General features: G+C 38.0%; 27 protein-coding genes. 1 reads left to right on the forward strand and 26 read right to left on the reverse strand.

All coding sequences use genetic code 11. The annotated features are described in order from the left end of the window. Positions 1-3 precede the first annotated feature (3 nt). The 18 genes from ACY3XC_RS01580 to ACY3XC_RS01665 form a co-directional block, all read right to left on the reverse strand. Positions 4-420, reverse strand: coding sequence for a YpoC family protein (locus tag ACY3XC_RS01580; RefSeq protein ID WP_464867012.1), 417 nt, complete (start codon positions 418-420; stop codon positions 4-6). Next, positions 413-1075 (reverse strand): endonuclease III, encoded by a 663-nt coding sequence (nth, locus tag ACY3XC_RS01585; RefSeq protein WP_464867013.1) that lies wholly within the window; start codon positions 1073-1075, stop codon positions 413-415. The genes ACY3XC_RS01580 and nth overlap by 8 nt, the downstream gene beginning before the upstream one ends. A 72-nt stretch (positions 1076-1147) precedes the next feature. Next, the gene (locus tag ACY3XC_RS01590; protein ID WP_464867014.1) at positions 1148-1852 is read right to left on the reverse strand and encodes a DnaD domain-containing protein; all 705 of its coding nucleotides are present in this window, start codon (positions 1850-1852) and stop codon (positions 1148-1150) included. A gap of 127 nt (positions 1853-1979) precedes the next feature. After that, positions 1980-3167 carry a pyridoxal phosphate-dependent aminotransferase gene (locus tag ACY3XC_RS01595; protein ID WP_464867452.1) on the reverse strand — a complete coding sequence of 396 codons (1188 nt, stop codon included), beginning with the start codon at positions 3165-3167 and terminating at the stop codon, positions 1980-1982. Positions 3168-3199: 32 nt separating this feature from the next. After that, positions 3200-3673: a cell wall elongation regulator TseB-like domain-containing protein gene (locus tag ACY3XC_RS01600; protein ID WP_464867015.1), complete on the reverse strand. Its 474-nt coding sequence runs from the start codon at positions 3671-3673 to the stop codon at positions 3200-3202. A 14-nt stretch (positions 3674-3687) separates the two neighbouring features. After that, positions 3688-3858 carry a YpmA family protein gene (locus ACY3XC_RS01605; protein ID WP_179156911.1) on the reverse strand — a complete coding sequence of 57 codons (171 nt, stop codon included), beginning with the start codon at positions 3856-3858 and terminating at the stop codon, positions 3688-3690. 34 nt (positions 3859-3892) lie between these two features. Beyond that, positions 3893-4747 carry a ComEC/Rec2 family competence protein gene (locus tag ACY3XC_RS01610; RefSeq protein ID WP_464867016.1) on the reverse strand — a complete coding sequence of 285 codons (855 nt, stop codon included), beginning with the start codon at positions 4745-4747 and terminating at the stop codon, positions 3893-3895. A gap of 47 nt (positions 4748-4794) precedes the next feature. Beyond that, complete coding sequence (gene dinG, locus ACY3XC_RS01615; RefSeq protein WP_464867017.1) at positions 4795-7602, reverse strand: ATP-dependent DNA helicase DinG; 2808 nt, start codon at positions 7600-7602, stop codon at positions 4795-4797. A gap of 125 nt (positions 7603-7727) precedes the next feature. Continuing rightward, positions 7728-8111 carry an aspartate 1-decarboxylase gene (gene panD, locus ACY3XC_RS01620; RefSeq protein WP_464867018.1) on the reverse strand — a complete coding sequence of 128 codons (384 nt, stop codon included), beginning with the start codon at positions 8109-8111 and terminating at the stop codon, positions 7728-7730. After that, on the reverse strand, positions 8111-8980 hold the full coding sequence (gene panC, locus ACY3XC_RS01625; protein WP_464867019.1) for a pantoate--beta-alanine ligase: 870 nt from the start codon (positions 8978-8980) through the stop codon (positions 8111-8113). The genes panD and panC overlap by 1 nt, the downstream gene beginning before the upstream one ends. Then, complete coding sequence (gene panB / locus ACY3XC_RS01630) at positions 8977-9813, reverse strand: 3-methyl-2-oxobutanoate hydroxymethyltransferase (RefSeq protein ID WP_464867020.1); 837 nt, start codon at positions 9811-9813, stop codon at positions 8977-8979. Before panB ends, panC begins: the two co-directional genes overlap by 4 nt. A gap of 258 nt (positions 9814-10071) precedes the next feature. Further along, a complete protein-coding gene (locus tag ACY3XC_RS01635; protein ID WP_464867021.1) occupies positions 10072-11049 on the reverse strand; it encodes a biotin--[acetyl-CoA-carboxylase] ligase in 978 nt (325 codons plus the stop codon). Then, positions 11034-12233 carry a CCA tRNA nucleotidyltransferase gene (locus tag ACY3XC_RS01640; RefSeq protein ID WP_464867022.1) on the reverse strand — a complete coding sequence of 400 codons (1200 nt, stop codon included), beginning with the start codon at positions 12231-12233 and terminating at the stop codon, positions 11034-11036. The genes ACY3XC_RS01635 and ACY3XC_RS01640 overlap by 16 nt, the downstream gene beginning before the upstream one ends. A gap of 11 nt (positions 12234-12244) precedes the next feature. Beyond that, positions 12245-13372 (reverse strand): N-acetyl-alpha-D-glucosaminyl L-malate synthase BshA, encoded by a 1128-nt coding sequence (gene bshA / locus ACY3XC_RS01645; RefSeq protein ID WP_464867023.1) that lies wholly within the window; start codon positions 13370-13372, stop codon positions 12245-12247. Continuing rightward, complete coding sequence (gene bshB1, locus ACY3XC_RS01650) at positions 13369-14085, reverse strand: bacillithiol biosynthesis deacetylase BshB1 (RefSeq protein ID WP_464867453.1); 717 nt, start codon at positions 14083-14085, stop codon at positions 13369-13371. The genes bshA and bshB1 overlap by 4 nt, the downstream gene beginning before the upstream one ends. Then, positions 14075-14494 carry a methylglyoxal synthase gene (mgsA, locus tag ACY3XC_RS01655; protein ID WP_464867024.1) on the reverse strand — a complete coding sequence of 140 codons (420 nt, stop codon included), beginning with the start codon at positions 14492-14494 and terminating at the stop codon, positions 14075-14077. The genes bshB1 and mgsA overlap by 11 nt, the downstream gene beginning before the upstream one ends. Before the next feature lie 10 nt (positions 14495-14504). Next, complete coding sequence (dapB, locus tag ACY3XC_RS01660; RefSeq protein ID WP_464867025.1) at positions 14505-15308, reverse strand: 4-hydroxy-tetrahydrodipicolinate reductase; 804 nt, start codon at positions 15306-15308, stop codon at positions 14505-14507. Positions 15309-15314: 6 nt separating this feature from the next. Then, positions 15315-15659 carry a nucleotide pyrophosphohydrolase gene (locus ACY3XC_RS01665; RefSeq protein WP_179156922.1) on the reverse strand — a complete coding sequence of 115 codons (345 nt, stop codon included), beginning with the start codon at positions 15657-15659 and terminating at the stop codon, positions 15315-15317. A 182-nt stretch (positions 15660-15841) separates the two neighbouring features. Here ACY3XC_RS01665 and ACY3XC_RS01670 point away from each other — a divergent pair, with 182 nt between their 5' ends. Further along, positions 15842-16714 (forward strand): YitT family protein, encoded by an 873-nt coding sequence (locus ACY3XC_RS01670; RefSeq protein WP_464867026.1) that lies wholly within the window; start codon positions 15842-15844, stop codon positions 16712-16714. A 78-nt stretch (positions 16715-16792) separates the two neighbouring features. On the opposite strand, the gene ypjB is transcribed toward ACY3XC_RS01670, so the two are convergent. The 8 genes from ypjB to ACY3XC_RS01710 form a co-directional block, all read right to left on the reverse strand. Next, on the reverse strand, positions 16793-17587 hold the full coding sequence (gene ypjB / locus ACY3XC_RS01675) for a sporulation protein YpjB (RefSeq protein ID WP_256988858.1): 795 nt from the start codon (positions 17585-17587) through the stop codon (positions 16793-16795). A gap of 79 nt (positions 17588-17666) precedes the next feature. Further along, positions 17667-18260, reverse strand: a complete 594-nt coding sequence (lhaT, locus tag ACY3XC_RS01680; RefSeq protein WP_464867454.1) for a lipoprotein heptaprenylglyceryl N-acetyltransferase LhaT — start codon at positions 18258-18260, stop codon at positions 17667-17669. Positions 18261-18335: 75 nt separating this feature from the next. Next, the gene (locus ACY3XC_RS01685) at positions 18336-19109 is read right to left on the reverse strand and encodes a menaquinol-cytochrome c reductase cytochrome b/c subunit (protein ID WP_179156924.1); all 774 of its coding nucleotides are present in this window, start codon (positions 19107-19109) and stop codon (positions 18336-18338) included. Positions 19110-19174: 65 nt separating this feature from the next. Beyond that, complete coding sequence (qcrB, locus tag ACY3XC_RS01690) at positions 19175-19849, reverse strand: menaquinol-cytochrome c reductase cytochrome b subunit (RefSeq protein WP_179156925.1); 675 nt, start codon at positions 19847-19849, stop codon at positions 19175-19177. Between the two features lie 3 nt (positions 19850-19852). Further along, positions 19853-20359, reverse strand: a complete 507-nt coding sequence (locus ACY3XC_RS01695) for a QcrA and Rieske domain-containing protein (RefSeq protein ID WP_218781025.1) — start codon at positions 20357-20359, stop codon at positions 19853-19855. A 140-nt stretch (positions 20360-20499) separates the two neighbouring features. Further along, the gene (locus tag ACY3XC_RS01700) at positions 20500-20964 is read right to left on the reverse strand and encodes a YpiF family protein (protein ID WP_464867027.1); all 465 of its coding nucleotides are present in this window, start codon (positions 20962-20964) and stop codon (positions 20500-20502) included. Between the two features lie 108 nt (positions 20965-21072). Continuing rightward, positions 21073-21639: a ReoY family proteolytic degradation factor gene (locus ACY3XC_RS01705; RefSeq protein ID WP_179156927.1), complete on the reverse strand. Its 567-nt coding sequence runs from the start codon at positions 21637-21639 to the stop codon at positions 21073-21075. A gap of 35 nt (positions 21640-21674) precedes the next feature. After that, entirely contained in the window at positions 21675-22940 is a 1266-nt protein-coding gene (locus tag ACY3XC_RS01710) for a tetratricopeptide repeat protein (RefSeq protein WP_464867028.1), read from the reverse strand. Positions 22941-22943 lie beyond the last annotated feature (3 nt).

Genomic DNA, 22943 nt, shown 5'->3' on the forward strand with positions numbered 1-22943 from the left:
CGTCTAGCCCTTTTGGCTTAGACGCTTTTTTACAATATTTTTCTTTGCCAATAGTTTTTCTTGCTCTGTCATCAACTCGGATAGTTGACGGTAGGAATGAAATAGGTTTGGTCTTCTTATGATAAAACCTAATCTTTCATCAAGGTTAACTGGTTTCATTTCTATGCTTCCCAATGGCTCAAGTTCATTAAGCTTGACTTGTCTATCATTGGACCAATATAAAAAATGTATAAACAAGCCGATCCCTTTTTTCATCCCTTTAAGTGTAGTTTGTTGGTCCCGATTACGATAAAGGGTTTCTAGTTCAGTTTTTAGTAGATTCCATTCAGCTAAAAGGAATGAAATGACTTCATTTTCAGGTTCAGCCGGTACCTCTATGTCTAGTTCCTCTAAAAAAAGGATTAATTGTTGATTATCCATTCACTGCTTCCCTGCCCTTCATTCTCTTCTTCCCTTCCCTGCACAGCTCTAATAAAGGGCAGCTTGGGCATTGTGGGTTTTGAGCTTTACAATGGTAGCGGCCAAAGAAAATCAATCTGTGATGTGTATCAGACCACTCGTCTTTTGGTACCTTTTTCATTAATGTTTTTTCTACTTCGAGCACAGAATCCTTCCAGCGGCATATACCGAGCCGCTTACTTACTCTTTCAACATGAGTATCTACTGCGATAGCAGGAATATTAAAAGCCACTGATACGACCACATTTGCCGTTTTTCTTCCTACACCCGGAAGTTTCGTTAATTCATCACGGTCCTTCGGCACTTCACCGCCATATTCATCCAATAATAGACGTGCTAGACTCTGAATATTCTTAGCCTTATTTCTATAAAGTCCAATGGAGCGAATATCATTTTGCAGTTCTTCTAGAGGAACCGCTAAATAATCCTCTGGTGTTTTGTATTTCTTAAATAATTCCTTGGTAACCTTATTGACGAGAACATCCGTACATTGTGCAGACAATGCCACCGCAATGACCAGCTCAAAAGGATTTGAATGTACTAATTCACAATGAGCATCAGGAAACATCTCGCCCATTTGATCGAGACAAAAACGAATTTGTGTATTGTTTAACAAAATAACTTCACCTGCCAGTTAGTAATATAAATGGAAACAAACGAGAGAATTTCTCCTCTCGTTTAGTAAATTTTATTGCTCCAGCCAGTTGTAAAAGGGCACAGAATTGGATGTTGAGGCTTGGGAATCTTGCGCCGGTCGATTTGGCGTCTGCTTTTGGCGAAACTTTCGCCCATGATTTTTCGCCTGTTCAATTGTCTTTATGCCATTCTTTTTCCATTCAAAAAGAATCCTGTCAATATAGCGGAAATTTAACTTTCCTGACATGACCGATTCTCGTAATGCTGCCTTAATGATTACAGGGTCGTGGTGGTCGTCATCCATCCACATTGCCAGTGATTCACACTCAAACGGGGATAATGGGCGTCCAAATTCCTTCTCGAAGCATGTGTATAGATCACTTTCATCTGCTTTCTTAGTGACCTCTTGAGTTTGTTTATTTTTCATTAAAAACTGGTCTACGAGTTTTTCCCATAAAGGTCCTACAGAGTATTTCTCAAACCTGATTCCTTCTGAAGAGTATTGATCTATTATTTGTATAAATCCTTTTTGAATTAATCTTCTCAGCATTTCATTGCATTCTGAAACAGTAATCGTCATCCGAGATGAGAGCTCTTCTGGAGTGGGAAAGTCATTTCCCTTTTCTATAAAGGTCATAATATTCAATAAAAGAACAAGTTCGTATTCATTTAGATTCATATTTCGGTACTCAGAAAATAATAAAGCAGGAACCGTTATATTACCTTCCTGAAGCCATGATAATATATTTGTTTTCATGTTTTGCGACACCTCTTGCTTAGTATACCATGAACAACCTCTCACAGTAAGAGGATTGAAATATCCAGATATTATAAGAAAAGCAAAAAGCCTGCAATCGCAGACTTTTTATTAAAAATCCAATATTTTAACGTTGACGCTTAGATTCAACAAAATCCTTTATTCTTGCAACTGCTTCTTCTAAAAGGTCAAGTGAGGTTGCATAGGAAAGACGGATATTATCTGGTGTGCCAAATCCGGAGCCCGGGATAACCGCTACCTTTGCTTCTACAAGCAAAGCTTCAACAAATGCATCTACATCCTGATATCCTGTTAATTCAGCTGCAGCCTTCACATTTGGATATAAATAAAATGCACCTTGAGGCTTCACACAAGCGAATCCTGGAATCGCAACTAATTGATCATAAACAACTTCTAAACGATGTTCAAATGCCTGACGCATTTCTTCTACTGGCTCTTGTGGTCCATTATAGGCAGCTATAGAGGCATACTGAGCAGTTGTAGTCGGATTAGATGTACTATGACTCGCTAAGTTTGTCATGGCCTCTATAATCTCTTTATTTCCTGCAGCATAACCAATACGCCAGCCTGTCATGGAGTGTGATTTTGAAACACCATTTATGACGATAGTCTGCTCCTTTAAATTTGGAGATAACTGTGCAATGGATACATGCTTATGTTCACCATAGATGAGCTTTTCATAAATCTCATCAGATACGATTAAAATATTTCTTTCAAGGCATAATTTTCCTAATTCCTGAAGTTCTTCTGCGGAATAAATAACACCTGTAGGATTACTTGGAGAATTGATTATAATTGCCTTGGTTCTCTCTGTAATCACCGCTTCTAATTGGTGAGGAGTAATCTTAAATTGTTGTGACTCAAATCCCTCTACGTAAATCGGAACGCCACCGGCTAATTTAACTTGTTCAGGATAGCTTACCCAGTAAGGGGTTGGGATGATGACTTCGTCACCCTCATTTAAGAGAACTTGAAAAAGCGTATATAAAACATGTTTTGCTCCGTTCCCTACAATGATTTCATTTGGTTTATAAGTAAGCCCTTGGTCTCTTTCTAACTTTTCAATAATTGCCTTCTTTAAGGCCGGCAAGCCTGCAGAAGGGGTGTACTTCGTATGTCCTTCATTCATAGACCGGACTGCTGCGTCTAATATATGTTGTGGAGTGTTATAATCAGGTTCACCCGCACCTAAACCAATTACATCTTCCCCTTGTTCCTTTAATTCTTTAGCCTTTGCTGTAATTGCTAATGTTGTTGACGGTGTAAGCGCCATTACTCTGTTTGCTAATTTCACTGCCATATCTATTCCTCCTGCTCCTATATAAGCTATAAATTTTCGATTTTTTTTAGCCACTCACCTGTTTTAAAGTGTACATAATAATAATTTATTAAATTATTTTCAGAACGGTAATAAATTTCCCATAATGGGATATTATTTTCCATTCCTAATTTAACGGAAATAATCTTTTTGGGATTTCTTTCTTCCAACAGTCTTTGAACAGCATCTTCTTTAGAAATGCCGTTTTTACGTTTATCCCACATCACTTTCTTGCTTTTCTCAGGGATCCAAACGATAATATTTTCACCTTTTTTATTTTTCCCCTCTAGGATATTAACAGTCTCTGTTCCATGATAAATATGAAAATCCTCGACATCGTTTAGCTCGACCTTTTCCTTTGCCAATGAAACAGCCTTTTCTTCTGCAGCATTTAGAGGTTCCTGGGCAGCTGCATATACTTTAATAAAAACACCAACACAAATTACTATAAATAAAACTAGAAATAAAATAATTTTTTTCATTGTACTCCACTTCTTTATGTACGATAAATGGTAAAAATAGCTTTACTTTGATCTTCTTGATCGAGTGCCAGTCCAAACATTAAGTCCTTTTGTTTTAATGTTCGATTAAGGGCGTCAACAATTTTGTATAAGTCCGGACTATGCTGAAGTTTAACACTTGAGAGGACTTCTATTTTTGATTCCATTGTATTCCTCCTTTATCTCTTTAAAGCAATAATATCAGCTATAGTCTTCCTTTTCTACTGGAAAAGTGAATACTTCATAGTTATTTTCAGTAAATTTTAACGTAATGGTACCATGCTTTTTTGTGAAAAACACTTCAGACCATGTATCCTGCAGGTCATAGATAATATCGGGGTCAGGTTGATGCTGCTCTGATTCAAATAGAATCGAAATTTGCGGATTAACATGTTGAATTAATTTCTCCGATAATGAATCTTCCTTAGCCCAGTTTGGCACTTTAAAAATAGTAACATCATCTAAATTTTTCTTTAATAAATTTTCTTCTACTTGTTGACTTGACGAAGTCATCAGAAATAAACGATGCTTAAAAAATTGCAGGGTAAAGTCTATCCCTTCATTTTCTCCTATTCCTGCATAAAGAACTTCTGCAGACAAATCGGGGAAAAGGACTTGTGTTGTTCCCTCTGTCCAAGGAACCACTTTTACCCCCGAAAAAGAAAGTGACATATTCGTTAATTCCTTTGCAATTTCAGCTGTTGCAATCAATTGCTTTACATTATATTTTGAAATGATTTGCGTAAGTTGGTCAAGAAATAGATTTTGAGTGTTTGTGATGATTAGTGTTGAAATTTCTTTAACACCGTAAGTTTTGAGCACTTCCCGCAATTCATCACTTGTTTCTTCTCCACCCGTGTTAACCAAAATATTCTCGCCATTGGAGCCTTGAATCAGGGTCGCTTCTCCGTCACCTAAGCCCAAAAAAGTGACAGCAATTTCATGGTCCTTCAAATTCAAATCGATACTTTCTACATTACCATAATTATAAGAAGAGGCACTTCCAATCGAAGTTAATTGGAAAAAAATTGCTGCCACAATTAATAATTTTCTCATACACATACCTCCAATACTAATAGGATGTGTAATTTTTCCCAATTTCATTATAGCCATTTGTAAATTATTTCGACTAATTCGTCAATATTTCCTTTTTTCATCGGTACGGAAGGTATTGACTTCAAGAAATCCTTGCCATATTTTGCAGTAATGATCCTTTTATCAAAAACCATCATAATTCCCCGGTCTTTATCACTGCGGATTAGACGCCCAAAGCCCTGCTTAAATCTTAGTATTGCTTCAGGTAGAGAATACTCCGTAAAGGCATTCCCACCCTGTTGTTTAATTATTTGACATTTAGCTTCTGTCAGCGGTTCGTCAGGCGGGCTAAATGGCAATCTGACAATGACTAAGCATGATAGGTCCTCACCCGGGATATCTATCCCCTCCCAGAAACTACTTGTCCCTAGTAAAATGGCCTTCTCATAACGTTTAAAATTCCTCGTTAATCTTGAGCGGCTTCCACTTGTAATCCCTTGCGCAATCATCGCAAAATCATTTAGAAATCCACTTTCTTTTATAAGCTCATATGTTTTCTTTAACATGTCATGAGCCGTAAAGAGAATCAGCATTCTACCCTTTGTTGCCTCTGCGACCGTGATAATATGCTCCGTAATCGCAATGACATAATCCTCTAGACCGGTTGCATTCACCTCTGGTAAATCTTCAGGTATTAACAGTTTCACCTGATTTTTATAATCAAAAGGAGAAGGTATGTTCATTGTCATAGTAGTGTCTTTGTCGAGTCCAATTTCATTTATCATGTAGTCAAACGAGTTGTTAATTGTAAGGGTAGCTGAAGTTAACACAACTCCTTTTTTAACATTAAAAAACCTTTCTTTTAATGAAGCCGCTACGAATGCAGGCTGGGCATAGAAGGTGGTTACATTCTGTTGAGAACGGAAATCAATCTCAATCCATTTTACATCATTAGATTCTTTAATAAAGCAATCTTGAACGGTGTTTCTTAGTTCTTCTAGATCGGTACTAAAGGAAATGATTTCTTCCATTTTTCCTTTTTGCTTACTTGTTAGATGTTCTTTATGATTCTTAATTATATCTAAACGCTCCGTGATGGCACTCTGTAAATCTTTCAAAAGAAAGGCAAACCTCTCTGCACTATGGATAAGAGCCGTTTTTTCTTTGCCACCTTTTTCACGCAAAAACCGTACCTTTGCTCGATTTATGCCCCGTCTTTCAGTAGTGCTTGATTTTGCATAAAGGGCAGTCAGCTTAAAAAATTCGTCCATTTCATAGGAAAGGTCGGCTGCAAGTTGATTTATTTTTATTGTTGAAGTTAAATTTCCCTTGTTTGCTATTAAGACAGCAAGGATCGATTCTAGTTCATGAAATAAAAGCCGCTGTTCATATTGGCCAAATTGACTTAACAGTAATCGGGTTGTGAGGTAATCTAATGTGCGTCCAAAATATTGGCTTGCAACCTTTTCAAAATGATGTGCTTCATCGATAATGGCATAATCAAACTCTGGCAAAAATGTTTTTTCAGCAGATAGATTACTTAATAACAGCGAATGATTGGTAATAATAATATCCGCATCCTGAGCCTCGTTCTTTGCACGTAAATAGAAATCCTTCTCCTGCCAAAGTTTATTCATCGCAAAAATTGTTTGTTCATTCTTAATTTTATTCCAAAAAATATTTCCGCCGCTAGAGAGATTAAGCTCATCACGGTCACCCGTATTGGTTTCTGTCAGCCATACAAGGATTTGCATTTTCGTTAAAGTCGTATCGTAATTATCATTTTCCTCCAATAAGGACAGGGCGAATTTCTCTAAACTAATATAATGGTTTCTTCCTTTTAACAAAACTGACTTTACTTCAAATGGAAGAATCTTTGTTAACAAAGGCATTTCATTTTGAATAATTTGCTCTTGAAGCTGAATGGTATGCGTACTTACCACGACAGGGAGCCTGCTCTCTTTTGCATAATACGCAACGGGCAGCAGATAGCCTAGAGACTTCCCTACACCCGTACCTGCCTCAATGAGTGTATGCATTCCAGATTGAAAAGCCTGGTAAACGCCATCCATTATTTGAAATTGTCCTATTCTCTTTTCATAAGAGGTAAAACCCTTATTAACCATCTTCACCTTATCTTCTTCACTGAGTGGAAATTGATCATCATCCTTATAATGCCTGCTAGATGATGATGAATGACTTTGAAGCTTTTTCAGCGCAAGTGTATTACATATTTCAAGGTATTCATGCCATTTTTGGCTGCTTGAATCTGTCTCTAAAATGATTTCATCAATTAATAGTTGTAAATCGCTTTTAAGTCCTCCTGAAAGCTGTGAAAGCTGATTAAGAGTCATTACTGGTAATTGAGATAACCGATTAACAAGAATTAGAAAAAGTTCTGCCGTAACCTGCGCATCACTATCTGCCTGATGCGGGCGATCATGCTGCAGGTCCTCTCTTACAGCTAAGTCAGAAAGCTTATAGCCGTCAGCTGTAGGAAAGATGATTCTCGCCATTTCTACTGTATCAAGGACTGAGCCGTAGAAGCCTTCAAATCCTGCTTGAATTAATTCTTCCTGTAAAAATGACAAATCAAATAATACATTATGAGCAACGAAATAAGCACCTTCTAATAATGAATTAACCTTGGGGGCTATTTCTGCAAATAATGGCGAGTCCTTTACCATCTCATCGTCTATGTGTGTCAATTCTTCAATAAAAGCAGGGATTGACCTTTTGGGATTGACAAGCGATGAGAAGCTTTCTGTGATTTTCCCGTCTTCAATGACCACAGCAGCAAATTGGATTATTTTATCCCCCTTTTTGGGGTTATTTCCTGTAGTTTCCAAGTCTACTACAACAAATTTATTTAACATTTACATAACACCTCAAACCTTCATTAAAACGGTATCACAAAAAAGGTAAAAGAAAAAGAAAACCATACTTACAGTATATAAAATAAACATAAAAAAAGAAAAAATCCCCGGGTAAAGGGGATTAATTACATAATGGTTAATGCAGGTTCAGCATGGATCATTTCTTTTATCTTGTTACATTCATCCATAATAGCTACTTTAGGCTGATGGCTTTGAACTTTTTCTTCAGGAACTAAGCAATAAGAGATGATTATAACAATATCACCTTTTTGAACTAGTCTGGCAGCTGCACCATTTAAACAAACTACACCGCTGCCTCTCTCTCCAGGAATGATATAGGTTTCAAGTCTAGCACCATTATTGTTATTAACAATCTGAACCTTTTCATTAGCCGCCATACCCACGGCATCTAGCAAATCTTCATCTATGGTAATACTTCCAACATAATTTAGATTAGCTTCAGTTACCGTAGCACGGTGGATTTTCCCATTCATCATGTTCCGAAACATTATTTTTCTCCTCCAATTTCCTGCCTAACATTTAAGATGATATTATCTATTAATCGAACCTTTGAAAATTTAACAGCCAGCGCAATGATACATTTGCCTTCTAAATTCTCTATTTCTTTTAATTGAGGATAGGAGTAGATCTCTGCATAATCAATCTGTCCATGTGTCTCTGAACGAATCATATCTGAGACTTGGTCCTTAATTGTTTGGGGGTTCCGTTCTCCTCCCTCTATGGCCTTCTTAGCGGCAGTTAAGCTTTTATATAGAACTACAGCCTGTGATCTTTCTTCAGGCAGGAGATTAACATTACGAGAGCTTTTTGCAAGGCCATCTTCTTCACGGACAATGTCTACAGGAATTAATTTAATCGGAAAATTAAAATCGGAAATTAATCCCTCAACTACGGCAACTTGCTGAGCATCCTTTATCCCGAAATAAGCTCTTGTTGGCATCACAATATTAAAAAGCTTTGTTAAGACAGTCGCCACACCATCAAAATGGCCCGGTCTAGATTTCCCGCACAAAACATCGGTACGTTCCTGAACTACCACTTTAACAGATGAAGAATGGTGATACATTTCATCTACCGACGGATAAAAAATGATGTCTACCCCTTCACATTCAGCCAATGATTGATCTCTGGCAAAATCTCTGGGGTAGGTTGAAAAATCCTCTGTTGGTCCAAATTGCAGTGGATTTACAAAAATACTTAAAACAACACTATCATTTTCTAACCTTGCTTTATTTAATAGCGTTAGATGACCTTCATGTAAAAATCCCATGGTTGGCACAAACCCGATTGATTTTGAATTAGACTTCAGTTTTTTTATTTCTGCCTGCATTTCCTTTATCGTGGTAATGACTCTCATTTAATACCTCCGTAAAGTCCGCTAAGCTCACGTTCTTTCATTGTAAAGGAGTGTTTATCTTCGGGAAACTGTTCTGATTTTACTTCCTTTACATACGCTTGTATGGATTCAATAATGAACGGGTTTAAGTTGTAATATTGTTTTACGAACTTAGGCACTCTCTCCACACCGTAACCTAAAATATCATGATAAACGAGTACTTGACCATCCACATCTGCCCCTGCTCCTATGCCGATAATTGGAATAGAAACATGTTTTGATACTTCCTCTGCAAGCTGCTTTGGTACACATTCAAGCACAATCGCGAATGCCCCTGCTTCCTCACACTTTTTCGCATCTTCCAACAGTTTCATTGCTGCTTTTGCGTCTTTGCCTTGAACTTTATAACCGCCTAATACGCCAACGGATTGTGGGGTTAATCCAAGATGACTACAAACTGGAATTCCTGCCTTAGTAAGAGCTGAAATCTTTTCTATTACATCATCTGCTCCCTCAAGCTTTACAGCGTGAGCACCTGTTTCCTGAATCAATCTGCCTGCATTTAGCATGGTATCCTTAATGGACAAATGATAGGTTAAGAATGGCATATCTACGACAATAAACGTCTCTTTCGCTCCTCGTTTTACTGCTTTTGCGTGATGAATCATATCTTCCATCGTCACGGGTAAAGTGGAATCGTATCCCAGCACGACCATCCCAAGAGAGTCTCCAACTAAAATTAAATCGACTCCTGCCTGTTCTGCTTGTTTCGCAGATGGATAATCATACGCTGTAAGCATGACGATTTTTTCCTTATTTTCTTTCATTTTTAAGAAATCTGTACTTTGCTTCATCAACATTCCCTCCTTTTTAGTAGGAAGAGGGGAATAAAAAAGAGCGCAAAAAAGATCCTTCTGAAGGCAGAGGATCTTGGTACTCTTTTACATGTTCTATCCCTCTGTCCCGGTCCGTACTACGGATCTAGGCAGAAACCTTTTTAAATTGTGAAAAAATAGTTTCAGGTGCAGCTCTCAAGGATACCGCCCATTATTTGAATTATAAGAAATAATTCAGAAAACCGCAAGCTATTCTTTTCGTTAATAACTGAACTCCTATATTTCTATATCCGCAGAGTACACTTGGTGTATTTTTCCTTGTTCATCTTCAATGATTAATACTCCGTCGTCTGTAATACCTTGGGCATTTCCAACAATGGAATGTGTAAGTGTACGGGCAGTTATCTTCCTGCCAATACTTATGGCATAACTTTCCCATAGGAGCTTAATAGGAAGGAAACCCTCTTCTAGGTATAGTAAATATAATTTTTCAAGATTCATAAAGATGCCCTTTATTATGTCAGCACGGGATATCTTTTCACCTTTTTCAATAAGAAGCGAGGTTGCTATCTTTTGTAACTCAGGTGGAAAGTCTTCTATCGTTTGATTAACATTCATTCCAATTCCGATGATAATTGAATTAATTCGATCTGCCTCTGCTTCAAGTTCAGTTAGAATTCCCGTTACCTTTTTCCCGTTGATCAGGATGTCATTTGGCCATTTTATTTCTGGAAGCACCCCGGTAAGGTCCTCAATCGCCTGAACAATTGCCACCGCTGCTAATAGCGTTAATTGAGGAGCTTTTGGCAGCGGGATGTTTGGTCTTAGAATAATACTCATCCAAATGCCTGTATACTTGGGTGAATGCCATTTGCGGTTCATTCTTCCGCGGCCTGACAGCTGTTCTTCTGCAATAACTACTGTCCCTTCAGGTGCATCTTCATAGGTTAAACGGTGTGCAATCTTTTGTGTGGATTCTACACTTTCCTCATAGTGGACGTTTTTACCAATAAATTTAGTTTTTAAACCCAGTCTTAGTTCATCAGCTGTTATTTTTTCAGGTGTTTTTACAATTCGGTACCCTTTGCGGCGCACTGCTTCTAATTCAAAACCTTCTTTTCGGAGCTCTTCAATATGTTTCCATACAGCTGTTCTGGAGCAGCCGAGTAACTCTGCTATATGCTGGCCAGACAAATAGGAACCGCCAGCAGTTGTAAAGGCGTCAAGCAGTTCTTTCCTTAGTTGTGATTGCACTCCATCAGCCACTCCTTTATGATCTTTTTATTATTCGTAATCCTGCCATCTAAAATCGCTTGCTCAGCCTTAAGCAATAGTTCTTTCACCCATGGTCCACCGCTTTTGTTAAACCATGCCATTAAGTCAGTTCCTGTTAGGTCCATTTCTGTTCGATCTTTTATTGGAAGACCTTCATACAGTCGTATATAGTGCTGAATGGTATCATTACCTTTGATGTTGTTAATAGTGAGATATAGAATTTCAGATGATACGAAAATGTTCTTCGTTGCTGTATACAAATCATATGTAGACCAACTCGTTATGAATCTCTTATTTAAGTAATGTAAAATAAGCTGTATCTCCCTAATTTCCTTTAATCGGATTCGCCAGTCTCTGAGAAATTCCTCTACGTCTTTTTTTTCTACTTTTAGGCAGAATATGAGTAATACCCACATCTCACGTGGGTTTAAACGTTCAAGCTCATACTCTAACACTATCTTAATAGCACCCTCTTGGCTTGATAACCCAGGTAAGAAGGAATACATATTGGTTTGAAGAATTAACTCCAAGGCTTGTTTTCGATTAACACCACATAGTAATTTATCGAACTCCGCTTGTTTTCGTTCGACAGCAATATGTTCAAGTAAGTGTACCAATTCTTTCAGTGCATTTAGTGTTTCTTCTTCAATTTTGAAAGACAACTGACTTACAAAACGAACAGCACGCATCATTCTTAGTGCATCCTCTTGAAATCGATCCTCTGCTCTTCCGACAGTCTGAATAACTTTGTTCATTATTGATTTTTGTCCTTGAAAAGGATCAATAAGATTGCCATCCTTATCCATCGCAATAGCATTCATGGTGAAATCTCTCCGCTGCAAATCTTCCGTAAGGCTCCTAATAAATGCAACTTCCTTCGGTCTGCGAAAATCCTCGTATGCTGCTTCACTTCGAAACGTAGTAATTTCATATCCTTGATTTTGATACAAAACTAGAACCGTACCATGCTCGATTCCAATATCGACAGTTTTCGAAAATATCTGTTTTACTTCTTCGGGGGTTGCCGAGGTGGCAATATCTACGTCATTAATTTCTTTATTTAAAAGGAAGTCCCTGACAGCCCCCCCCACAAAATATGCTTCAAAACCAGCAGTCTCTAGCCTTTCTAATACTGGTACAGCTGCTAAAAAAGGCCTCTTCATCCAAATCACCCTTAGTTTAAGAGCTTATAATATAATTGCTCATATTTCCCGACAATTTGTTCGGCTCTAAATTTTGTTTTCACAACAGATAATCCATTACTGGCAAATTGTTCATGAATTTGTTGATTACTTAATAGCGTGATAGCTTTCTTAGAAATATCGTCAATATCCCCTAATTCACAAATGTATCCAGTCTTTCCATGCTGAATGACTTCAGGCAGCCCGCCAACATTCGTTCCGATACAAGGTACACCGCAGGCCATTGCCTCGAGAGCCACCAGCCCAAAGCTTTCTTTTTCAGATAATAACAGCTTTATATCACTGATGGAGTATAATTCATCAAGGTTTTCCTGTTTACCTAAGAGGTGAACTTTTTCTGTTAATCCTAGTTTCTTTACAAGTCTGCACACAGGCGTCATTTCAGGCCCATCACCAACAAGCAAAAGCTTTGCCGGCATAGCAGCAGAAATCTTTGCGAACGTTTTTACAACATCCTGAACACGTTTAACTGGTCGAAAATTTGAAACATGGATGACGACCTTTTCTTTATCTTTAATTCCGAATTCTTTTCTTAAATGATTTGCTTCTCTTTTTTGATAAATTCTTTCATCAATAAAGTTATAGACCGTTTCTATTTGTTTGTCTGGCTGAATAAGTTCTTTGGTTTGCTCAATTAAAGACCTTGAAACAGCGGTTACTACATCCGATTTTTCAATCCCAAATTTAATGGCTTCTGTCAGGGATGGATCGTACCCAAGAACGGTTATGTCTGTACCGTGCAGAGTGGTGACAATCTTTACATCCACTTTTGACATCTGTTTTGCCAAGATCGCGCAAACGGCATGTGGAATTGCATAATGAACATGAAGAATGTCTAGATTTTCTCTATTAGCAACCTCGGCCATCTTACTTGCTAAAGCAATATCATAGGGCGGATATTGAAAAACAGAGTATTGATTCACTTCAACCTGATGATAAAAAATATTATGATACATTCTATTAAGCCTAAACGGCATGCTAGACGAGATGAAATGGATTTCATGCCCTTTCTCAGCTAACATTTTCCCTAATTCTGTCGCCACCACTCCCGAGCCGCCAACAGTAGGATAACAGGTAATCCCAATTTTAAGTTTCCTCATTTACAATCTCCCATCAAGTCACAATTCAAGAGGATTGGCACCTTTGATTTAAACCCCTCTGCAAAATCAACTCCAACTTGTTGACCAAATAGCCTTTCCCTTGCCTCAACGGTTTCGATATAACCATTAACCAGTGGCGTTTTAACACTATTTTCTGTTTGCTCAAATTGGCTTTTATAAGCCCTTAAGGCTGCAATTTTATACTCCATCGTATCTGATATATCAATAGTGAAATCTGGCTTATGGAAGCCGTTTATCATATAAAAATACACTTTTGAAACCTTGTGGGGTGCTTGGCTATCCTCGGTACGGTATTTCCTTATACCCGCAGAAAAGACCGCCTCTTCCACAAGGCGGGCGCAGTTTCCATGATCAGGATGGCGGTCTTCAAAGTAAGGAGCAAAGACAATTTGTGGTTGATACCTTCTAATGACGAAAGCAATCTTCCTAATGAATTCCTCCTGCAGAAGCAGGCCTCTATCTGGAAATGCAAGTGACAGTCTCGTAGATACTCCTAATATTTCAGCTGCTTGATTTGCTTCCGCTTTCCTTATCTCAATCGTCCCATTAGAAGAAAGATCAGCCTCCGTTAAATCACAAATACCTATTCTTTTCCCTCTTGCTGTCAGTTTTGCGATACTTCCTCCCATGCCAATTTCGACGTCATCAGCATGGGCACCGAATGCTAATATATGTAAGGGCTTATCGCTCATCTCTTTCACCGGTCTCATGAACAATGTTTCTCCATTCTAAGAAACCCTCATCTAATCCTCTAATCAATAGTTCCGCAGTCCCCATATTTGTAGCCAGGGGTATGGAATACACGTCACATAGGCGAACGAGTGCGGTCACATCAGGTTCATGCGGCTGAGCTGTAAGTGGATCTCTGAAAAAGAAAATCGCGTCCATTTTATTTTTTGCAATCATCGCACCGATTTCCTGATCTCCTCCTAGAGGGCCAGATTGAAATCTAGTAATAGGTAATCCTGTTGCTTCTTGTATTCTAAGACCAGTAGTCCCCGTTGCAAAAAGGGTGTGCTCTGAAAAGATAGTTTGGTAAGCTGTCACAAATTGTACTAGATCATTCTTTTTATTATCATGTGCAATTAAGGCTATATTCATATTAGTGCTCCTATTCTAGAATATTTTCAAGTCCATATACAAAAAGGTCTTGCTTCATTACCGTCTCTACGGCTATTTTCACACCAGACATAAATGAGGCGCGATTATAGGAATCATGACGAATGGATAGCGTTTGACCATCTGAACCAAATAAAACCTGTTGATGGGCCACTAAGCCTGGCAATCTCACTGAGTGAATGTGCATTCCGTTGAACTCTGCACCCCTTGCACCATTTATTGTTTCTTTCTCATCAGGATGGCCCTGTTGTTTGAATTCTCTTACAGACGCAATCATTTCAGCAGTTTTAACAGCAGTCCCGGATGGAGCGTCAAGCTTTTGATCGTGGTGTAGTTCAATTATTTCAATATCATTAAAATATTTTGCAGCCATTTGTGAAAACTTCATCATTAAAACAGCGCCAAGTGCAAAATTTGGTGCTATTATACAGCCTAGTCCCTTTTCCTTACATATACCCTCCAACTCTTCTAAGTCAGCTTTTGTAAAACCAGTAGTACCCACCACAGGTCTCACATTATGATGAAGTGCTGTTCTGGCATGATGCATGCCAACTTCAGGTGTAGTTAGGTCAATTAATACATCACACTCAACATTTTGCAGGCACTGTTCAATGGTTGAATAAATAGGGACGTTTTTCATTGAATGAAAACCCTCTAAGTCACTTAACATATGGCCATCGTGTTTATGGTCTACTGCTCCCACTAACTCAAAATGTTCCGTATTGGTTACCATTTTGACAGCTTCGCTCCCCATCCGTCCGCGTGGTCCCGCTATAATAATTTTCACCGTTTCCATACCTCTTCACTCCTCATCCTTCGTTTCTATCCTTGTCCAGCGGTCCTTGTCTCTGGTATTAAATTTGTTCATGACATATTCGTGTGCTTCTTCCAAGTCAATATTTAATGAGTTGGCCAAACAAATGATAACAAAAAGAAGATCACCCAGCTCCTCCTCAATAGCCTTTTCCGTTTCGCTGGATTTCTTAGGCTTCTCACCATATTGATGATTGACTTCTCTAGCAAGCTCACCTAGCTCTTCCGTTAGCCGGGCTACCATTGCAAGCGGACTAAAATACCCTTCCTTGAATTGACTTATGTATGTATCTACATCCTTCTGCAGGTCTTTGATAGATTTGCCATTGACCACACATATTCACCTCTTTTAATAATTGTAAAACAACTATACTAAATACATTAGCTAAAAAAAGTTAGTTTTACAAATATTTTCGCATTAAGTATCACTTTCCAGCCTAAAATTGCTCTTCTACTATTAATTCGCTATAATAAAAGCCGCTGGCTAAGGAAAATTGTGGTAGAGGAGAAAAGAATATGATATTTGGACTTAAATTGAAAAACGTTTTATTTATTTTAATTGGAACAGCGATTATGTCTTTTGGACTGGTCAATTTTAATATGCAAAATAAACTTGCCGAAGGCGGCTTTACAGGTATAACTCTTCTTCTATACTTCATGTTCAAATGGGATCCATCTTATACAAACTTAATTTTAAATATCCCTCTCTTTTTTGTCGGCTGGAAATTACTCGGTAGAAATGCTTTTATTTACACACTTCTTGGCACGGTTGGTCTATCCGTTTTTTTATGGATATTCCAGCGTTATTCGGTTGACATGCCGCTAAAAGATGACTTATTACTCGCTGCACTGTTTGCGGGTGTTTTTCTTGGAATTGGATTAGGAATTATCTTTCGCTATGGTGGTACGACAGGTGGAGTCGATATCATTGCACGACTTGTCCAGAAATATGCAGGTTGGAGCATGGGAAGGACTATGTTTATCTTTGACATTGGTGTGATCGGGGCCTCTGTTCTTACCTATCTCAATTATAAAGAGGCAATGTATACACTAGTTGCAGTATTTATTGGAGCCAGGGTTATTGATTTTATTCAAGAAGGTGCCTATACGGCAAGGGGTGCGATGATTGTTTCTGATAGAAATGATGATATCGCAAAAAAAATTATGGATGAAATGGAAAGGGGAGTTACTGTTCTAAAGGGATATGGTTCTTTTACTAAACTAGAGAGAGAAGTTTTGTACTGTGTTGTAGCTAAAAACGAAATCGTTCGTTTAAAAAATTTAATTACCTCAGTAGACCCACATGCGTTTGTTTCTGTCACTGTTGTCCATGATGTCCACGGAGAAGGATTTACACTAGATGAAAATAAAAAGCCTATAGAAATATAGAAAAGCGCAAGCGCCCGAGCCCCTAGGCCGCTTGCGCTAGACAGCTAAAAAGCAATGTCCTGTTGGACATTGCTTTTATTAATCCTTATGAACGCTCGAACGGTTTTTTCTCATGTTCTTTTCACCAAGATATTTTCTCCAGCCAACATAAGATAAAGTTAGGATGATAATGCTGCCTGTAGATATGATAACCCACCATAGTGATGGATCTGCCTCATCCTCATCCATATTATCAAATAGATTCTTTAAATCCATTTCAAGGCCTTCTAATTCCTCTTGGCTTTTTACATTACTAACAACCTCTGAACGATATTCATCAATGAAATTGATACGAGCATCTATTTTTTGAATATTTTCTGCAGAGACATCAATTTTCATACTTGGATAAATAACATTATATAAGGACATAAAAGTATTAAAATTAGAGTGGAAATGTTCAGAATCACCTGTGCTGGCAGCAATTCTAGCTTCCTGGAAGGCAGTCATAATCTGATACTTCATCTCTGTCCAAAGTGGCTGATGGCTAGTAGCAATCGCGTCCACTACAAGACGGAACTTCGTAAGCTTTTGGACTCTTTCCTCATAATCCATATTTGAGCTGGCCGCTGCTTCCATTGCCTCATCATGGGATACGTTAATAATTCTTAATTCATCCATCGTAAAAGGATGTTCTTTGCTTTTGATATCCGTGAATTGCGCTGAAAAATAACTAAGCAGCTTTTTGCCATCTTCATATCTCTGAAATTTAATCATTTGCAGCGCTTCATCTGAGATATTATCTAGCTTCTCTATCGGTGTGTGCTGGTGAGCACTTACCGTCATGGGAGTGAGCATAATGACAATAACAAATATTAGCAACCATTTATACTTCAAACCTTGTCCCCCCTATCATTACTAATAAAATGTATGAAAGGGTGGACAAGGTTAGACCATCTTTTATCCTATCAATAAACTATTTTAGTTCTAGTTTAAATCGATTAGGGCGTATAACAAAATAATAGCCAATACCTACTGATACCATCGAAAGCCAAAAAGTAAAGTAACCAATTTCTGGTGTAACCTCATTTAACATGTGGTATCGTGGCAGCATAAAAAATACGTAATCAATAACATCATTATGTAATGTCCAAACCGCTGTGACTATTAGGTGCCACCATTTAAAACGATAAAAGGGAGAATACAATATGGCTTGTACTGCCATAGCAAAATGAGAGAAAATTAACATTACGCCAATCCAATCTAGCTCTCCCTGTGCGAAAAAGACTAGCAGATTCATTACGACAGCCCATATTCCATACTTAAATAAAGTAACAATTGCAAGTGCTTCCATAAGGGGCCAATTCTTTTTTAACAGGAATGCAGCGACTACAAAGACAAAAAACAAGCTAGCAGTCGGGCTGTCTGGAACAAATATTAGAAAAATAGCTGGAGTCTCTTTTAATTGCCAGCCATACCACACATACCCGTAGATCGTTCCAGCAATATTGATAATCAACAACAGTAGTAAAAATGATTTATTTGCTAAGAGGGGATAAATCCATTTCACATCTCTTCCTCTTTTCATTGATTTTATTAATAATAAAAGCTGACGTGATTCCGTCAGCTTTAAATTAATCATTTATTATTTCCCTAAGTTTGCGATGTATTCAGAAAGCTTTTTAAGCTGTTCGTCGTCACCTTTGAAAACTCCAGGAGGCATAGTACCTACACCTTCTTTTGCAATTTTTGCAATTTCATCAGCAGATAATCCAGTGCCAACTAAAGTTGGTGCACCTGCTCCACCCTGGAAGGCATCACCGTGACAAGATAAACAAGTATTATCTGAAGCAATTTTGTATTCTTCAGTTGTCTTGTCAATGTCAGCGGTTGCTACGATTTTACCATATTCTTTTGCTGCTTCCCAGTCATGGTTACTCGCGCCCTCCCATGTTAGGTAGGTGATACCAGCAATTGCCAGCAACATAAATCCAGTTGCCAACGGTCGCTTCGATGGACGGCGTTCTGGTCCGCGATCTAAGAATGGAGCTAATAATAATGCTCCAAAAGCTAGTCCAGGGATAACCATAGCACCAACTACTGTATATGGTCCAGCAGCAAATTCATACTTCAGTAATTGATATAAGAACAAGAAATACCAGTCAGGCATTGGAACATATCCTGTATCTGATGGATCCGCAATCCTTTCAAGTGGACTAGGATGTGCAACTGTTAAACATAAAATCCCAACAAGAAATACTGCACCTACCAACCATTCTTTCAAAAGGAAGTTAGGCCAAAATGCCTCTGTTTTACCAGGGTATTCTGAGTAATCCTTTGGAATATTCTTTTTCGTACGGGCCTCAGGTGCCAATACACGTGAGTCACCGACGAACTTCATTCCTTTACCGCGATGCATCGAACAATCCCCCTCCTTTATTCGTAAATTAAGATTATTAATAGATCAGAATCAATTTAAGAGTATTATAGTGGTCCAGAAATACCCTGTTTACGAATCATCATGAAATGAGCTGCCATTAAGCCAAATAAAGCAGCAGGTAAGAAGAACACGTGAATCGCAAAGAAACGAGTTAAGGTTTGAGCACCAACAATCGTCTCATGACCCGATAGTAACGTTTTCAGGTGTACACCAATAAACGGCACTGCTTCAATAATTTGCAATGTAACTTTTGTAGCGAACAACGCTTTCATATCCCAAGGTAATAAATAACCTGTTAAACCTAAAGCTAGCATGATGAAGAAAATAAGAACCCCAACAATCCAGTTTAGTTCACGAGGTTTTTTGTAAGCGCCTTGGAAGAAAACGCGTAATGTATGTAAGAACATCATTACAATAACTAAACTAGCACCCCAGTGGTGCATACCGCGTACGATTTGTCCGAAAGCTACCTGATTTTGAAGGTAGAATACAGACTCCCATGCGTTTTTAATATCCGGTACATAATACATCGTTAAGAACATACCAGATAGAATTTGAATTACAGTAACAAAGAATGTCATACCGCCAAAGCAGTAAACAAACGCAGAAAAGTGATGCGCAGGATTAACATGCTCAGGTACTTCATGATCTGCGATATCGCGCCACAAAGGCGTAATATCTAAACGTTCATCTACCCAATCGTAAATTTTGTTTAACAATGATTACGCCTCCTTTTTCTTAGGCTCAGCTTTACCTAAATAAAGTAAACCGTCTTTTTCTTGGAATGGGTACACATCCAGCGGTGCAATTGGCGGAGTTCCCTTAACGTTTGTTCCATCCTTTGTATACCTTCCAAAGTGACATGGACAGAAGAATTCATCAGAATGATCCCCAGTACCCCAGCCAACCGTACAACCTAAGTGTTTACATACAGGAGATAGGGCAACTATGTTATCCTGTTCATCCTTATAAACCCAGGCAGTATTTGAAACGTCTGAAGTATACCAAGCATCCTTTTGCTCAAACGTGAAATCAACTCGTTGTGGTTCATTTGTAATGTCGGAAATTTTCAATGGAGTTGCAATAAAATCTCCACCTGCTTCCGCCGTTAATACTGGATCAACTGCAAAACGAACCATTGGCATTAACATTCCTGCCGCCATAAACCCTCCTACACCTGTAAGTGTGTAGGTTAAAAATTGTCTTCTTGATACGCGATGCTTACTCATGCTTATCCCCCCTCTATTCACAAGTTAAGTCCATCGGACATAAATTAAACACATATAAAACTAGGACATAACAATGATATATCAAACTTTTTCCTAGGTCAATATCATACTATTTTAAAAACATGTTATTCAGAAAAGAATTATTCCTTTTCACTCCATTTTTGCGTAAAAATACTTAACAACTGCTTCACTTGGCTCTCAATCATTGAAATCTTTTGTTGATCATTCAGATGCTCAAGCGGCAGAGACGGAAGCCAAATTAATGAGCCGGCAAGCTCCTTCTCATATATTTTCCAATCACTCTCTGAAGTTATGTAAAAAATATGCTTAAATTCGTTCCTCTTAATATTTTCTTCCCATTTCTTCATCTGCTTTATTATGTCTTCTGGTTTATCACTCTTTAGGTATGTAAAAGGTGGAAGTAACAATAGTCTTCCAGTAAATTGTCTTTCTAAGTAACTGGTAAGTAACGTAATAAATTCAGCACTTGAGGCTGATTGCTTCATTTCATTCCCAAATGAAACCGAGTATAAGGGAATGACTGCTGTATCCACGTATTCCTTTGCAGTTAAATATGTTTCTATATCCTTTGAAACCCACTTCATTTATGACACCAGCCCTTTTCACATCATTACTTCTATCATATCACTTTTTCAAAAAAACATAAAAGGAAATAGGGAAAAGAATTCTGTATACAAAAAATGGAAGCCTGCTTATCGCAGGCTTCCGTTTTTCTCTGTTTCTTTTAGTTGATTTAGCTTTTCAGTTAATGCGCGAAAAGCTGTTTTATCCTGCTTATCAAGTGCTTCATCAATTAGTTGAAGCAACTTCTCCCGTTGAAACCGCTCAATGCTGTTTTGTAAAAATTGTTCTGCTACAATACCGTCTTTTTCATTTACTTGCAGGTGCTTTGGTACAAATGGGTTTTCCTCTAATACGGCTGCATATTGATGCGCTTGATTAGAAGCATGAAAGTTTAATTGAATAAAAATATCTTCGTCACGATTTAACCGAATATCATGGAAGGATTTTTCAGCATCAGTGGTCATTACATTCTCTTTATAAAAGCGAAATGGTACTTTATCTACGCAGTGAGTTGACATGATCAGACCACGTGGACAATACTGTGCTTGCTCTACAAAATGAACCTTCTCCATTAATTGGTCGTGACTCATTAAATAATTAAGAATCCAAACACACTCTCTTCTTTTTAATTGATAATGATTTAAAAACCAACGAATAAAGTCCTTTTTCTCGTTGACAGAAACAGGGGTTGCCATATATAGTTTCCCTCCTCTGTATATTCAGCTTTTTATTAATTCTCTCTACTTAATAGACGGTCAAGCAAATCAGCATACTCTCCATTTGTTGGATCACCTTTTTGTAACTGTTTAAAAATTTCGGCAGCAAGGTCGGTTTTTCCTTCCTCAATTAGAAAATAACCGTAATCGTTCAAAAAAGCTTCATTATTCTTAAAAAAAGTATATGCACTTTCATATTTGTCTAATGCATCGGAATATTCCTCTAACCTTTCATATGCTAGGGCAGAGTCCCAAAGGAGCTGGGGTTCCTCATCATCTACAAAGTCCAGCTGGGAGATTAAATCAATTACTGCTTCATACCTTTCTTGGTGAAAAAAGAGCTTATTTAGTGTTAGCGCTGCCTCAGTGAAGCCTGGATCTAATGCAAGTGCCTCACGGAAGTACTGTTCAGCTAACTCAGGTTTTGCATGCTTAATGGCAATTTTACCACCAAAGAAATATAAATCTTTATTAAATTCATCCTGCTTAATGCCTTCTTGAATCGCCGTTAGACTATTTTCAAGTTCTTCTTCCCGTTCATACGCCTTTGCTAGATGTAAGTACAGGGAATGGTATTCTGGGTCAAGCCCTTTTAATTCCTCGAATTTCTCAATTGAAGTCCGATTATATCCTGCTTGAAGTGCTGTAAAAGCATATCCAAACAGCGTATTAATTTCTAATTTCTCATCAATTGCTTTGTCATAATAGGCTAATGCTTCTTCAAATTCCCCCGAGGCACTCAAAAGCTCTGCCATTCGTTGAAAAATGCTTACACCAGCAATTTCGTGATACTCCTTTAGAACTGCTTCATATGAAATCAATGCTTTTGTAACTTCTCCTATTTCACTGTAGAGTTCACCTAAAGCGAAATCAATGATAACCTCATCTGGCAGGATATCTTTAGCTTTCTGCAATTTTCTTTCACACACCTCATATAATCCTTGAACTTGATATAAGTCTGCTAAAAGCAAGAGAGATTGTCCAAAGCTGGGGTCGTGTTCGGAGATTTTCTCTAATTCTAGAATTGCTTGTTCCTCATTCCCAGACTCCACTAATATTTCAGCTAGTAAGACGAGGAGTTCTCCCTCTTCAGGATAGATAGCCAAAAGATTTTCGACTAGCGCCTTTGATTCATCTAAGAATCCAAACTGGAACATTTCTTCAGCAAGGATGAATTTTTCATCGGGCTGACCTTTGGTTAATACAACATTATATTCATTTATGGCTTCAATATGTTGACCGCTTTCCAACATTGAGATAATTTTATTTATTCTGTCCATGAT

It is taken from the genome of Bacillus sp. CZDM1 (assembly GCF_055502545.1).

Bases quoted from the DNA above. Each gene is read 5' to 3' on its own strand.
- ACY3XC_RS01580 (WP_464867012.1), bottom strand. From the start codon at position 420: ATGGATAATCAACAATTAATCCTTTTTTTAGAGGAACTAGACATAGAG.
- ACY3XC_RS01590 (WP_464867014.1), bottom strand. From the start codon at position 1,852: ATGAAAACAAATATATTATCATGGCTTCAGGAAGGTAATATAACGGTT.
- ACY3XC_RS01600 (WP_464867015.1), bottom strand. From the start codon at position 3,673: ATGAAAAAAATTATTTTATTTCTAGTTTTATTTATAGTAATTTGTGTT.
- ACY3XC_RS01605 (WP_179156911.1), bottom strand. From the start codon at position 3,858: ATGGAATCAAAAATAGAAGTCCTCTCAAGTGTTAAACTTCAGCATAGT.
- ACY3XC_RS01610 (WP_464867016.1), bottom strand. From the start codon at position 4,747: ATGAGAAAATTATTAATTGTGGCAGCAATTTTTTTCCAATTAACTTCG.
- dinG (WP_464867017.1), bottom strand. From the start codon at position 7,602: ATGTTAAATAAATTTGTTGTAGTAGACTTGGAAACTACAGGAAATAAC.
- panD (WP_464867018.1), bottom strand. From the start codon at position 8,111: ATGTTTCGGAACATGATGAATGGGAAAATCCACCGTGCTACGGTAACT.
- panC (WP_464867019.1), bottom strand. From the start codon at position 8,980: ATGAGAGTCATTACCACGATAAAGGAAATGCAGGCAGAAATAAAAAAA.
- panB (WP_464867020.1), bottom strand. From the start codon at position 9,813: ATGAAGCAAAGTACAGATTTCTTAAAAATGAAAGAAAATAAGGAAAAA.
- ACY3XC_RS01640 (WP_464867022.1), bottom strand. From the start codon at position 12,233: ATGAAGAGGCCTTTTTTAGCAGCTGTACCAGTATTAGAAAGGCTAGAG.
- bshA (WP_464867023.1), bottom strand. From the start codon at position 13,372: ATGAGGAAACTTAAAATTGGGATTACCTGTTATCCTACTGTTGGCGGC.
- bshB1 (WP_464867453.1), bottom strand. From the start codon at position 14,085: ATGAGCGATAAGCCCTTACATATATTAGCATTCGGTGCCCATGCTGAT.
- mgsA (WP_464867024.1), bottom strand. From the start codon at position 14,494: ATGAATATAGCCTTAATTGCACATGATAATAAAAAGAATGATCTAGTA.
- dapB (WP_464867025.1), bottom strand. From the start codon at position 15,308: ATGGAAACGGTGAAAATTATTATAGCGGGACCACGCGGACGGATGGGG.
- ACY3XC_RS01670 (WP_464867026.1), top strand. From the start codon at position 15,842: ATGATATTTGGACTTAAATTGAAAAACGTTTTATTTATTTTAATTGGA.
- ACY3XC_RS01685 (WP_179156924.1), bottom strand. From the start codon at position 19,109: ATGCATCGCGGTAAAGGAATGAAGTTCGTCGGTGACTCACGTGTATTG.
- ACY3XC_RS01695 (WP_218781025.1), bottom strand. From the start codon at position 20,359: ATGAGTAAGCATCGCGTATCAAGAAGACAATTTTTAACCTACACACTT.
- ACY3XC_RS01700 (WP_464867027.1), bottom strand. From the start codon at position 20,964: ATGAAGTGGGTTTCAAAGGATATAGAAACATATTTAACTGCAAAGGAA.
- ACY3XC_RS01705 (WP_179156927.1), bottom strand. From the start codon at position 21,639: ATGGCAACCCCTGTTTCTGTCAACGAGAAAAAGGACTTTATTCGTTGG.
- ACY3XC_RS01710 (WP_464867028.1), bottom strand. From the start codon at position 22,940: ATGGACAGAATAAATAAAATTATCTCAATGTTGGAAAGCGGTCAACAT.